A 12,886-nucleotide genomic window follows, 5' to 3' on the forward strand; every position below is an offset into this window, starting at 1 on the left:
TAGTGCATAAAAAAACCTACTAATTGTCCAAATTATAATGAGTTTACAAAAAGAAAATATTGTTTTAAGACCGCGTTTTAAAAAAGAATTATCCTTACCCAATACAGCTGTTATACAATTATTTGCCGATGCTAAAAAATCACAAAAAGCTTTTATTATAGCAATTATTGATGATCATATTTTTTTAAAACTCCCAAAATCACAACAACACTTTTGGTCTCCACAATTGCATTTAGAGGTGAATGAAATAAATCATGAAACATCTCAATTACATGGATTATTTGGCCCTAACCCTACCGTTTGGACTATGTTTATGTTTTTTCATTTTATAGTCGCCGGTTTATTTGTGGGCTTTGGTGTGTGGGCCTATACAAATTGGTCTTTAAATAATAGCTTTGCGGTACAACTAGGAATTATGTTGCTATTAGTAATTATTTGGTTTGTCTTATACTTTGCTGGCCGTATTGGTCGCGATTCTAGTAAAGAACAAATGCATGAACTACATGATTTTATGAATAAAATTATAAAAAACTAAGTTGTTATTGATTGTAACCAAAACGTTTTAGTTGTCGCTGATCACTACGCCAATTTTTATTAACTTTCACATATAGTTCTAAATGAACTTGCTTTCCGAAAAACGCTTCTAAATCTTTTCTAGCTTCCATACCAACGCGCTTTAACGCCGAGCCTTTATGTCCGATTATGATTCCTTTCTGTGTTTCACGTTCAACCATAATTACCGAACGCATGCGAATAATTTCATCTTCCTCAAAAAACTCTTCTGTATCAATCTCTACAGCGTATGGAATTTCCTTTTTATAGTTCATTAAAATTTTCTCCCTAACGGTTTCATTTACAAAAAACCGTTCAGGCTTATCTGTTAACTGATCTTTAGGATAAAAGGCAGGAGATTCAGGTAGCAATTCAATAATTCTATTAAAAACTTCAGGAACACCAAAACCTTCTAAAGCTGAGATGGCAATAATTTCGGCATTTGGCACCTTTTCTGCCCATGCTTGAACTTGTCCTTCTAACTGCTCTTGATCGGACTTATCTATTTTATTTAAAAGTAATAAAACAGGTATTTTAGAATTGGTTATTTTATTAAAAAAAGCTTCATCTTTAAGCTCTTTCTCTCCTATTTCCACCATGTAAACAAGAACATCTGCATCATCAAAAGCCGATTTTACAAAATCCATCATTGAAGCCTGAAGCTCATATGCTGGCTTAATAATTCCGGGGGTGTCTGAAAGGACCATTTGAAAATCTTCACCATTAACAATCCCTAATATACGATGACGGGTTGTTTGGGCTTTGGAGGTGATTATGGATAATTTTTCACCTACAAATGCATTCATAAGTGTTGACTTCCCAACATTTGGGTTACCAATAATATTTACAAATCCTGCTTTATGACTCATTTTAGAACTGTTTTATCGGTGCAAAGTTACAACCTTGGTTTATTTATTCCCCTATCATACATAACAATACTTCCTGCTACTGAAACATTGAGGCTTAATTGAGACTTAAATTTAATTAAAAAATGACTCTTTTCAATGGCTTGTTTTGTTAAACCATGATCTTCAGCTCCTAACAGATACACACAACGCCTTGGGTGATTAAAAGTTTCTAAATTTTCTGCCTCATCTGTTAGTTCTACACCAACAATCCTTGCTCCTTTTGGAAGGTTATTAAAAAAATCATCAAAATTATCATAATGAAAATACGGCATAGATTTAACCGCATTATGCGTATCACAAGCTTGTTTAGCATACCTATTACCTATGGTAAAAATAAAACTAGCACCTAAATTTTGTGCAGAACGCCAAAGCACACCTAGATTTTCAGGTGTTTTCCCATTTTGGATACCTATACCAAAAAACTCATTTTCAAAATTATCTATCATAGCCGCAATTTAACAAATTATAAAAAAGTAAAAACACAGTCCAACACTTATTTACACTGAATTTCTAACAAGTATTTATTTACAAAAATTTAAAATAATCTGCACCAAAATTTACCACCAAAAAATTTAATAATGCGTAAATTTGTATGCTTGAATACAGCAATTCTTGATTGCTAATTTTATTACAAACAACCGTATATTCTCAAAATAAGAAAAAACATGACAGATTTAAAAAACAAAAACGCCATTATTACAGGAGGTAGTCGTGGGTTAGGAAAAGCGACTGCTTTAGCTTTTGCTAAACAAGGAATTAATGTAGCCATTACAGGAAGAAACGAAGCTGCATTAAAAGAAACCGTTGCCGAAATTGAAGCTCTAGGTGTTTCTGCAACATATGCTGCATTTGATGTAGGTAATTATGAAGAAGTTAAAACTAGTATCAAAAACATGATTGACACCTTAGGTGGTATTGATATTTTGGTTAACAATGCCGGAATTGCTGCTTTTGGTTCATTTAACGATATGCCTGTTGAACAATGGAGTCAAATTATCCAAACAAATGTAATGGGTATGTATTATGTTACTAAAGAGGTTTTACCTCACATGATTGTGAATAACTCTGGAGATATTATTAACGTATCTTCAACAGCAGGTCTTTCAGGTAATGCTACTACTTCGGCTTATTCAGCTTCTAAATTTGCTGTAATTGGTATGTCTGAATCTTTAATGAAAGAGGTAAGAAAGAACAATATCCGTGTTTGTACCTTAACACCAAGTACGATAGCTTCAGATATGTCTATTGAATTAGGTATAGCTTCTAAGGATTCTGAAGATCGTGTTTTACAACCAGAAGATTTTGCAGAACTTATTGTTGCCGGGTTAGGCTTACCAAGACGCGCTATGCTTAAAAGTGCAGCCTTATGGTCTACAAATCCATAGAATTTTGAAACAGGTTACTCCTATTTATAAATTACATGCATATTATTTAGGTACTAATAGGTATCTAAATAATATGCATATCATTTAAAAGGCATAAGCACCTACTTACTATCTTCTGCTCCCCAAGCATCTAAAGCTCTAAGCACGCCTTCTAAAGAAGCGCCTCTATCGCTCAAACTATATTCCACTTTAGGTGGGACAACCGGATAAATTTTTCTTAGAACCAATCCGTCTTTCTCTAATTCCCTAACTGTTTGTGTAAACATCTTATTTGAAATTCCAGGTAGTGTTTTTTGTAATACTCCAGAACGCAAAGGCCCATTTAGTAAATGAAATAACACTAAGGGTTTCCATTTCGTTCCAATTAAGCCCATAGTATAATCTAAAGGACATTTATTTTTTTTCAATTTATAAACATTTAAATAACTGACAATCTTAAAATTACTCTTTTTAGCACCTATACAACTTTTAGGTAAGTTATTGTGCAAAAAGCAAATATACACTAATTTTGAAATCTAAATTTAATGTATATGACAGTTAACACAAATTATCCAAAATCATTTTCACATATTGGTATTACGGTTCCTAATATAAACGATGCTGTAAAATTCTATTCAGAAGTTATGGGCTGGTATGTAATAATGGCGCCTTCAGTAGTAAAAAAAGAAAAAGAAACCGCTATTGGTCAAATGTGTATTGATGTGTTTGGCGATGATTGGGAAACCTTTGAAATTGCACACATGTCCACTTCTGATGGTACGGGTATTGAGTTATTTTCTTTCCCACATGGAAACAAAGAAGTACCAGAATTCAATCCATTTAACACGGGTCTGTTTCATTTCTGCATTCAAGACCCAAATATTGAAGCTTTAACCGATAAGATTGTAGCCTACGGAGGTAAACAGCGAATGCCAATTCGTGAATACTACCCAAATGAAAAGCCTTTTAAAATGGTATATGTAGAAGATCCTTTTGGTATTGTTTTCGAAATATATACACATAGTTATGAGCTTACCTACTCATCTGGAGCTTACCAAAAATAAAAATATCGTATTTAAATTCATTAAAACATTAGCTGAATAATTGTTTTCTTGTTTATTGGTAATTTATAAATTGCATAGCGGTTCAAGCTAAGAGAACAATCGTTTTTTTTAGCATATAAAACAATAAACATGAAAGCAATTCCAGCATCCTCTTCTACCCTTTCTGAAAAAGAATTAGGGTTATATATAATTGAAACTTATGGTCTGGATGCACAATCTAGTTGTTCATTATTTAGAACCGGAATTAATCACACATACTTTATTACAACGCCAACTATTAAATACGCTTTAAGAGTATATTGCTACAATTGGCGGACGCTTACCGAAATTAAAGAAGAACTACGTTTATTACAACACCTCAGTAATCATAACCTATCAGTATCATCCCCTATAGCAGCAACAAACGGTTCGTATATTCAAAAAATAGATGCTCCTGAAGGCATACGCTATGTTGTATTATTTTCGTTTGCAGAAGGTAAAAAAATTCGATTTAAAAATTTGGAGACCTGCTACAGGATTGGTGATACTATGGCAAAAATCCATAAAAACTCACCTAAACCTTCCTTAAAACGAACAACATATACAGAATCTTTATTAACAGAAAAATCTTATACATTTCTTACCAAATATTTTAATGAGAATATAGATGCTATGAAACTGTTTAAAGATCTTACAAATTCTGTAAATACCGCTTTTAAAAACACGCCGCTAACTGAAAACCAAAAAGGGACTGTACATTTAGATATTTGGTATGATAACTTAAGTGTCGATAACGCTAATAACATTACAATATTCGATTTCGATAATTGTGGAAACGGACCGTTTATTTTAGACATTGGATATTTCTGCATGCAGTTATTTTTTATTGAAACAGATAAAAAAGTCTACGAAGAAAAAGTTTCTAAATTTCTTTCAGGTTATCAATCTGAACGTCATATATCTCCTTCAGAATTAACCTTAATTCCTACAGCAGGAGCTTCCATTTTTTTGTATTACCTAGGCGTTCAAGCACAGCGTTTCGATTGGTCTAATATCTTTTTAACAGAAAATTATTTAGATATGTTTCTAGGGCGTATAAAATCATGGTTAGACTATTCAAAAACAAACGAGACCTATAAATAGCACTTCAAGCTTACTCTATTAATTATAAATTTATTTTGATTGTCATTAATTGGTTTTCAGTAATAATAAAATTATCTTCGAAGACATAGCTCTTATACCGTGGATAAAAAACTTATTTCTAAAAAAAAGCCCGCTTTTCCAATAACTCCATTGTTATCGGAATATCTAACTGCTCAAGGGCGAAATATTAAAATACCCATTTTTTATGATGATTTATTACGCTTTCAAGGTGCTATTGAAATTTTAGATGAAAACGAAAATGATACGTTATGGATTCGCACCTATTACGCCGAACATGAACGTGCTGAAATAGAACTAAGTTTAAAACGTATGTATTCTATTCTGCATTCTGATGGAAGCGATAGTCTTATTCCTTATTTAAATATAGACAGTATTGATTTTTGCACCTTTGGAAACACAAAACCTTTCCGTGTTAAAGTTCGTAACATACTTAATGACAATTATTTATACCTGTATGTAAAAAAAGCAGATGCTTCCCGCATATACGGACTTGAATTAGAGCATTTACTATCACCTAATCACATTACATTTTTAGTACATAAGGATACTCTAATAGAAGAACACATTTCAGGAATAGCAGGTGACACATTTATAAATCATCATCTAAAAAAATTATCCCCTCAAGACGAACGTGCTTTAGCCAAGGAGTTTGTAAAATTTAACGAACGTTGTTTCGTCCGCCTTCTAGCCGATATGCGCTCCTACAACTATGTCATTGTAATTACCCAGGATTTTGATAGAATCCAATATCGTATTCGTGCTGTAGATTTCGATCAACAAAGTTATGAAGGCAATCCTAAAGTTTATAAACCGCAGTTTTTAAAAGAAAATAATGCACTGGTTAAACTAAGTCTTAATGTGCTTGCCCCCGAATCTATAGAACAGTATAAAATGGAAGAACGCTCTTTACTTGCAAAACGAGCTACAGCCGAACATGAACGGTTAGAGCACCTATTAAAATGCATGAAAGCAGACAGCATATCAACACCCACAAAAATTAAACAACTCAAATCAGGATTGTTTAATTTAGTAGGTGACGTTAATTTTAAGAAATCAAAAAATATGGGCGAATTATTAGATAATGCTATAGATTTTATAGTTCGGAATTATAAAAATGAAAACCCATATATTATTAAATAAAATTGTTAAACATGAAAATTAAAAAGGTATTAATTGCCAATCGAGGAGAAATTGCCATACGTATTTTACGGGCCTGTACCGAATTAAACCTGGATACTGTAGCAATTTACACTTATGAAGACCGTTACTCACAACATCGTAATAAAGCTGATGAATCCTATCAAATTGGTGAAGATAATGATCCTTTAAAGCCTTATTTGAACAGCGATGAAATTATAGCACTCGCTAAATCAAAAAATGTTGATGCCATTCACCCTGGCTACGGATTTCTTTCAGAAAATTCAGAATTTGCTCGAAAATGCAAAGAAAACAACATCATTTTTATTGGTCCAAACCCAGAAGTAATGGATGCTTTAGGTGATAAAATTACCGCAAAAGAAATTGCCGTCCGTTGCCAAGTTCCTATTATTGAAAGTAATAAAAAGCAATTAACATCATTAGAAATTGCTATTTCCGAAGCGGAATCTATTGGCTATCCATTAATGCTAAAAGCCGCATCTGGTGGTGGCGGTCGTGGTATGCGAATTATTAGAAAAGAAGAGGATTTAGAGCAAAATTTCGATTCTGCAAAAAACGAAGCTCTGAATGCCTTTGGTGATGACTCCATGTTTTTAGAAAAGTATGTAGAAGACCCAAAACATATTGAAGTTCAAATAGTAGCCGACAATCATGGTAATATTAGACATTTATTTGAGCGTGACTGTTCTGTTCAGCGTCGTCATCAAAAAGTAGTTGAAATTGCACCTTCTTTTAACATTTCGGAAAATGTAAAACAAGCGCTTTATAAATATGCCATTGATATTGCAGAGGCCGTTAATTATAATAATATTGGAACTGTAGAGTTTTTAGTTGACAAAGATGATCACGTATACTTTATAGAGGTTAATCCTAGAATTCAAGTTGAACATACCGTTACTGAAATGGTAACTGGAATTGACTTAGTTAAAACACAAATTTTTATTGCGGGTGGTTATAAATTATCCGACCAGCAAATAAAAATCTATGATCAAGACACATTAGCAACCTATGGTTTTGCCTTACAATGTCGTTTAACCACAGAAGATCCTTCAAACAATTTCACACCAGATTACGGAACAATAACAACCTACAGAAGTGCTGCTGGAATGGGTATTCGTTTAGATGCCGGGAGCATATATCAAGGCTATAGTGTGAGTCCTTTTTTCGATTCCATGCTTGTTAAAGTTTCCGCACACGGCAGAACACTAGATGGTGCTGTAAGGAAAATGGTCCGCGCCTTAAAAGAATTTCGGGTTCGTGGCGTTAAAACTAACATTCACTTTTTACAAAATGTCATACAACATGACACATTTAAATCGGGAGAAGTAACAGTAAATTTCATTCAGAATACGCCAGCACTTTTCAATATAAAACTACCTCAAGATCGGACCTCAAAAGTCACTCAATTTTTAGGAGAAGTTATAGTGAATGGAAATTCCGATGTTAAATACAAAGACGATAATAAAGTATTTAGAAACCCGAAAGTCCCTAAATTTAATTTAAATGCCCCTCACCCAAAAGGGACTAAAGATTTACTAACAGAATTAGGTCCTGATAAATTTTGTGAGTGGTTAAAAAACGACAATAAAATTCACTATACAGATACCACTATGCGTGATGCTCATCAATCGCTATTGGCCACGCGTATGCGTACTTTCGATATGCTAAAAGTTGCAGAAAGTTATGCTAAAAACCATCCCAACACCTTTAGTATGGAAGTTTGGGGAGGAGCAACCTTTGATGTATGCTTACGCTTTCTGCATGAAAGCCCTTGGACCCGCTTACGCGAATTACGAAAAGCTGTTCCAAACATCCTTTTTCAAATGCTACTTAGAGGAAGTAATGCCGTAGGCTACAAAGCATACCCTGATAATCTGATTGAAAAATTTGTAGAAAAATCATGGGAAAATGGCGTTGACGTTTTTAGAATTTTCGATTCTTTAAACTGGGTAAAAGCTATGGAACCAAGTATCAATTATGTCCGAAATAGAACAGGCGGAATTGCTCAAGCTGCTATTAGTTATACGGATGATATTTTAGATGTAAAACAAACCAAATACAATTTAAAATACTATACACAATTAGCCAAAGACCTTGAAAATGCTGGAGCGCATATGATTGCTATCAAAGACATGGCTGGTTTGTTAAAACCTTATGCTGCAACCGAATTAGTTAACGCTTTAAAAGATACCGTAAACGTCCCTATTCATTTACACACACACGATACGTCATCCTTGCAATCTGCTACTTACCTGAAAGCAATTGAAGCAGGTGTTGATGTGGTAGATGTGGCTTTAGGAGGCTTATCTGGTTTAACTTCACAGCCTAATTTTAATTCGGTTGTAGAAATGATGAAATATGAACCACGTGCTCATGATTTTGATATGAATACGTTAAACCAATTTTCAAATTTCTGGGAAGACACCCGTGAATTATACTATCCTTTTGAATCTGGCTTAAAAGCTGGAACAGCAGAAGTTTACAAGCATGAAATTCCAGGAGGACAATACTCTAATTTACGTCCTCAGGCTATAGCTTTAGGCTTAGGCGATCGTTTTGAGGAAGTTAAAAAAATGTACAAGGAAGTTAATGCCATGTTCGGAAACTTAATAAAAGTAACTCCGAGTAGTAAAGTTGTAGGAGACATGGCCATCTTTATGGTTACGAATGATTTAGAACCAAAAGACGTTTATGAACGTGGTGAAGAAATTTCATTTCCAGAATCTGTAATTAGTTTCTTTAAGGGCGACTTAGGACAACCTGCAGGGGGCTTTCCTGAAAAATTACAGAAAATCATTCTTAAAAACCAAAAACCATATACAGACAGGCCAAATGCGCATTTGAAACCTATAGATTTTGATTTAGAATATAAGGCATTTAAGAAAAAGTTTCAAAAAGGCTTTACACGTGCCTTAGAAATTGAAGATTTCCTTTCTTACACCTTATACCCTAAAGTGTTTGAACAAGCTCATGAAAACTATAAGCTTTATGGCAATCTTGCCTTGGTACCAACCAAGAATTTCTTTTACGGAATGAAACAACGCGAGGAAACGCATATTGAATTAGAACCCGGAAAAACAATTATCGTACGATTACTTTCTGTTGGAATCCCAAATGAAAATGGGGTGCGTATCGTGTTCTTTAAAGTAAATGGTGAAAATAGATTTGTAGAAGTACTAGATCGTTCTTTAAACATTAAAAAGGAAGAAAATCAAAAAATAGATACTGAAAACACGAATCATATTGGAGCTCCTTTACAAGGTTCGCTATCAAAAATATTGGTAAAACGTGGCCAAGAAATAGCCGAAAATGATCCACTATTTATTATTGAAGCCATGAAGATGGAGACTACCGTTACAGCTTTTAAAGCTGGAAAAGTAAAATCTATAAGCTTAAAAGAAAATACAATGGTAATGCAGGACGATTTAATTTTAACTATGGAATAACATCATTTAGATAACTAAAAACCTTAAAAGCCAGAAGTAACTTCTGGCTTTTTCTTGTTTTATTTTTTAGAACCATTTTTTTCTATTGACACTAATGGCTGCCAGTAAATCTTTATTTTAAAATTTTCATTTTAGAAATTGACACAACTAACAAAGTAGAAATAAATTTTAATGATCAGTTCTATTATTTCAAATTACAGATAAATATTAATTAAAACACCTCTTAACTAAACAAAAAAAAGGCGAACCTAAGTTCGCCTTTTACATATAATACATTTAAAATTTACATCTTTAAAATGATAAACTCCGAACGTCTATTCATTTGATGTTCCGTTTCAGTACAAGGCACACCATTTGAACACTTGTTTATTAATTGGGTTTCACCATAACCTATAGCACTCTCTATTCGTGTAGCATCAATACCTTGCGATATAATATAATCACGTGTTGCTTTTGCTCGTCTATCTGAAAGCTCTAAATTATACGCATCTCGCGCTCTAGAATCGGTATGAGACTCTATTTTGATAACCATATTTGGATATTCGTTCATTAACAAAACAACCTTATTAAGTTCTATAGCTGCATCACCCGGACGAATAATCGATTTATCTAGATCAAAATATATGATGCCAATTTTAATTTTTAGTAAATCACCTTCTCTAACAATAAGTTTATTTTCTAAACCTAAAGGCACAATTGTTTCACCTGATGTATCTAATGTAATAGCAACTTTCTCTTTAGTTTCATAATTAGGCTTGGCTGCAACAATTTTAAAATTAGTACTACAGTCCAAACGGGTATTAAATTTATACTCACCGCTAACATTTGTCATGGTAGATTCTAACTCAACACCATTAGCATCCCATAAAACCAACTCTACATCGGCAATTCTTTCTCCTGACAGTTCATGAGATACCATACCACGAATCATTTGATCACAAACAATTGGTTCTCTAACAAAAGAGTAAATATCATCATCACCTTTACCTGACGGTCTATTTGAACTCACAAAACCTCTGTTTGTGTCTTCATTTACTATAAAAGCAAAATCATCTAATTTACTATTTAAAGGCGCCCCTAAATTGGTCGGTTTTTGAAACACACTATCTTTTACAACACTTTGAAACACATCTAACCCTCCAAGACCTAAATGCCCATCGGAAGTAAAATAAAGAGCCTTGTCCGTAATAAACGGAAACATTTCACGTCCTGAAGTATTCACCTTTTCTCCAAGATTTCTTGGTTTTGAAAAGCCTTTATAATTTTCGCTATCGGAACCATCTGATGTCTCGTTTCCATTATCTTCTTCATCTAAAATGTCTACAACAAAAATATCAGTACCTCCAATGGTTCCAGGCATATCAGATACGAAGTATAGTTTTTTTCCATCTTCACTTACTGCTGGATGCCCAACGGAATAGAAATCGCTATTAAAAGGAAGTTCTTTAATATTTTTCCATGTAGCGGTACTATCAGAACCAAAATGACGTTCAGCACGATATAGTTTTAAGTGATTAGTGCCATCTGTATCACGCGCCAGATTACCATCATAATTGTTTCGAGTGAAATATACAACCGACTCATCTGGTGAAAAAGCTAAAGTAGCCTCATGGTATTTTGTATTAATAGTTTTTGAAAACTCTCCAATTGTTTTCAAGTCAGATTCCAAACCATCCAACTCGCCAATAAACAAGTTTAAATAAGGCTGCTCATTCCATTGGTAGGTTCGGGTATGAAAATTTGTAGAATCGGCCGTTGAATAAACCAATTTATCATCATAATACATAGGTCCAAAATCTGAAAAGCGTGTATTTATTGATAGATTTTTAAGAAGAAAGGCTGGCTCCATATTTAAAACATCTTCAATTTTTATTTTTGCTTGACTAAACTCTTCCGACCTATCATCAGAGTTTTCAGTGCGCTTTGAAAATGCTTTCATCCAATATTTAGCATCTCGATACTTCGCAATACCCTCTAAAGTATGCACATAACGAAATAAGTACTCTGAATCTATTTCAGCATTAAACTGAGAGACCAAGGTTTCATAATAACGATTGGCATTTTTCATATCTGTATTGAAGTAAAACGCATCGCCTGCACGTTGCAATACTCGCATGTAGTCTTGACGTTTTTCTTCGGAATCATTAAAGTTACCTTTCTCTATTTTCCGAACCTCATTGGCATATAAAACAGCTGCTTCTTTATACCACATTTTATCAAACAACCGATCCGCCTTTGCTGTTGAACTTGACTGTGCATAGGTAAAGGTTACTCCGAAGACAATTAATAGTGTAATTATTTTTTTCATGTAGCTTTAATTTAAAAGAAACGAGGTGATTTAAGTTGTTTTTCTTTAGTTATTAATTCAAAACGCAACATTATTTCGTGTGTTCCTGAATTAAAATCCTGTAATGGTGATGTTGTATAATCATAAGCATAGCCCACCATAAAACGTGGTGAAACTTGTAACCCAACCAAACCACTAACAGAATCATTCCAACGGTATGCTGCCCCTAAACGTAGAACATCATGAAACATAAAATTTGCTGATAGATCCACAACCACTGGTGCCCCTACAACAAACTTCCCTAAAAAGGCTGGTTTAAACTTAACATTTGTACTTAAATCAAATACATGCCCTCCAATTAAGTAAACATGTATTTTCTCAGTATCAACGGCATTTTGAACGCCATCATAATATTGATTCGTTAAGAAATTAGGAACAGAAAGCCCCACATAACTTTTATCACTATGTAAATAAACACCCGCACCTATAGTTGGTAAAAACTTATTTTCGATATTATTCTGAAAAATATTTTCATCTACTTGGTACGACCCTTTACTCCAATCTACATTAAGTAATTTACCACCACCTTTTACACCAAAGGATAACCTTTTTGTGTCTGACAGTCGAATGGTATAAGAGAAATTTGCATCGAAATAAAACTCATCAGATGGTCCCAGTTCGTCATTTACAATAGACACCCCAAGTCCCACATTTTTCCCCACAGGAGAATCAATACTAAAGGATTGTGTTGTTGGAGCACCATCTAGTCCTACCCATTGCGAACGATAAAGTCCCATTACAGATAAATGCCCTCTAGATCCTGCATAGGCCGAGTTTACCGTTAATGTGTTAAACATATAATCAGTATACTGCGGGTTTTGTTGCCCATAACTCATTAGGGCTATGAAGAACACAAGCGTGCTAATTGTTATTTTAGTTTTTAACTTCATTTTTATATTTTTTG

General features: G+C 33.7%; 11 protein-coding genes. 6 read left to right on the plus strand and 5 right to left on the minus strand.

Annotation, left to right across the window (positions count from 1 at the left end):
- Nucleotides 1-37: 37 nt before the first annotated feature.
- A complete protein-coding gene (locus ACW5R3_RS11675) occupies nucleotides 38-535 on the plus strand; it encodes a GTP-binding protein (protein ID WP_456577195.1) in 498 nt (165 codons plus the stop codon).
- A 4-nt stretch (nucleotides 536-539) separates the two neighbouring features.
- Here the strand turns inward: ACW5R3_RS11675 and era are convergent, their stop codons facing one another.
- Together era and ACW5R3_RS11685 are read right to left on the minus strand one after the other, a co-directional pair.
- Nucleotides 540-1,421 carry a GTPase Era gene (gene era, locus ACW5R3_RS11680; RefSeq protein ID WP_456577196.1) on the minus strand — a complete coding sequence of 294 codons (882 nt, stop codon included), beginning with the start codon at nucleotides 1,419-1,421 and terminating at the stop codon, nucleotides 540-542.
- Between the two features lie 26 nt (nucleotides 1,422-1,447).
- Entirely contained in the window at nucleotides 1,448-1,906 is a 459-nt protein-coding gene (locus ACW5R3_RS11685) for an RNA methyltransferase (RefSeq protein ID WP_456577197.1), read from the minus strand.
- 219 nt (nucleotides 1,907-2,125) lie between these two features.
- Between ACW5R3_RS11685 and ACW5R3_RS11690 the strand changes: the two genes are divergently transcribed.
- Entirely contained in the window at nucleotides 2,126-2,845 is a 720-nt protein-coding gene (locus ACW5R3_RS11690; protein ID WP_456577198.1) for a 3-ketoacyl-ACP reductase, read from the plus strand.
- A gap of 101 nt (nucleotides 2,846-2,946) precedes the next feature.
- Here the strand turns inward: ACW5R3_RS11690 and ACW5R3_RS11695 are convergent, their stop codons facing one another.
- Complete coding sequence (locus tag ACW5R3_RS11695; protein ID WP_456578834.1) at nucleotides 2,947-3,219, minus strand: winged helix-turn-helix transcriptional regulator; 273 nt, start codon at nucleotides 3,217-3,219, stop codon at nucleotides 2,947-2,949.
- 156 nt (nucleotides 3,220-3,375) lie between these two features.
- Here ACW5R3_RS11695 and ACW5R3_RS11700 point away from each other — a divergent pair, with 156 nt between their 5' ends.
- The 4 genes from ACW5R3_RS11700 (at nucleotide 3,376) to ACW5R3_RS11715 (ending at nucleotide 9,635) form a co-directional block, all read left to right on the plus strand.
- Nucleotides 3,376-3,888, plus strand: a complete 513-nt coding sequence (locus ACW5R3_RS11700; protein ID WP_456577199.1) for a VOC family protein — start codon at nucleotides 3,376-3,378, stop codon at nucleotides 3,886-3,888.
- A 129-nt stretch (nucleotides 3,889-4,017) separates the two neighbouring features.
- Nucleotides 4,018-5,010 (plus strand): phosphotransferase, encoded by a 993-nt coding sequence (locus ACW5R3_RS11705; RefSeq protein WP_456577200.1) that lies wholly within the window; start codon nucleotides 4,018-4,020, stop codon nucleotides 5,008-5,010.
- Between the two features lie 99 nt (nucleotides 5,011-5,109).
- Nucleotides 5,110-6,171 (plus strand): hypothetical protein, encoded by a 1,062-nt coding sequence (locus tag ACW5R3_RS11710; protein ID WP_456577201.1) that lies wholly within the window; start codon nucleotides 5,110-5,112, stop codon nucleotides 6,169-6,171.
- A gap of 11 nt (nucleotides 6,172-6,182) precedes the next feature.
- Nucleotides 6,183-9,635, plus strand: a complete 3,453-nt coding sequence (locus tag ACW5R3_RS11715; RefSeq protein ID WP_456577202.1) for a pyruvate carboxylase — start codon at nucleotides 6,183-6,185, stop codon at nucleotides 9,633-9,635.
- A 283-nt stretch (nucleotides 9,636-9,918) separates the two neighbouring features.
- On the opposite strand, the gene ACW5R3_RS11720 is transcribed toward ACW5R3_RS11715, so the two are convergent.
- Together ACW5R3_RS11720 and ACW5R3_RS11725 are read right to left on the minus strand one after the other, a co-directional pair.
- Nucleotides 9,919-11,943, minus strand: a complete 2,025-nt coding sequence (locus ACW5R3_RS11720; RefSeq protein ID WP_456577203.1) for an OmpA family protein — start codon at nucleotides 11,941-11,943, stop codon at nucleotides 9,919-9,921.
- 11 nt (nucleotides 11,944-11,954) lie between these two features.
- Nucleotides 11,955-12,872, minus strand: coding sequence for a PorP/SprF family type IX secretion system membrane protein (locus ACW5R3_RS11725; RefSeq protein WP_456577204.1), 918 nt, complete (start codon nucleotides 12,870-12,872; stop codon nucleotides 11,955-11,957).
- Nucleotides 12,873-12,886 lie beyond the last annotated feature (14 nt).

The sequence above is a fragment of the Algorimicrobium bowmanii genome, from assembly GCF_054031195.1.

Excerpts from the sequence above, each read along its gene's own strand:
- ACW5R3_RS11695 (WP_456578834.1), bottom strand. The coding sequence starts at position 3,219 with ATGGGCTTAATTGGAACGAAATGGAAACCCTTAGTGTTATTTCATTTA.
- ACW5R3_RS11715 (WP_456577202.1), top strand. The coding sequence starts at position 6,183 with ATGAAAATTAAAAAGGTATTAATTGCCAATCGAGGAGAAATTGCCATA.
- ACW5R3_RS11705 (WP_456577200.1), top strand. The coding sequence starts at position 4,018 with ATGAAAGCAATTCCAGCATCCTCTTCTACCCTTTCTGAAAAAGAATTA.
- ACW5R3_RS11685 (WP_456577197.1), bottom strand. The coding sequence starts at position 1,906 with ATGATAGATAATTTTGAAAATGAGTTTTTTGGTATAGGTATCCAAAAT.
- ACW5R3_RS11675 (WP_456577195.1), top strand. The coding sequence starts at position 38 with ATGAGTTTACAAAAAGAAAATATTGTTTTAAGACCGCGTTTTAAAAAA.
- ACW5R3_RS11725 (WP_456577204.1), bottom strand. The coding sequence starts at position 12,872 with ATGAAGTTAAAAACTAAAATAACAATTAGCACGCTTGTGTTCTTCATA.
- era (WP_456577196.1), bottom strand. The coding sequence starts at position 1,421 with ATGAGTCATAAAGCAGGATTTGTAAATATTATTGGTAACCCAAATGTT.
- ACW5R3_RS11690 (WP_456577198.1), top strand. The coding sequence starts at position 2,126 with ATGACAGATTTAAAAAACAAAAACGCCATTATTACAGGAGGTAGTCGT.
- ACW5R3_RS11700 (WP_456577199.1), top strand. The coding sequence starts at position 3,376 with ATGACAGTTAACACAAATTATCCAAAATCATTTTCACATATTGGTATT.
- ACW5R3_RS11720 (WP_456577203.1), bottom strand. The coding sequence starts at position 11,943 with ATGAAAAAAATAATTACACTATTAATTGTCTTCGGAGTAACCTTTACC.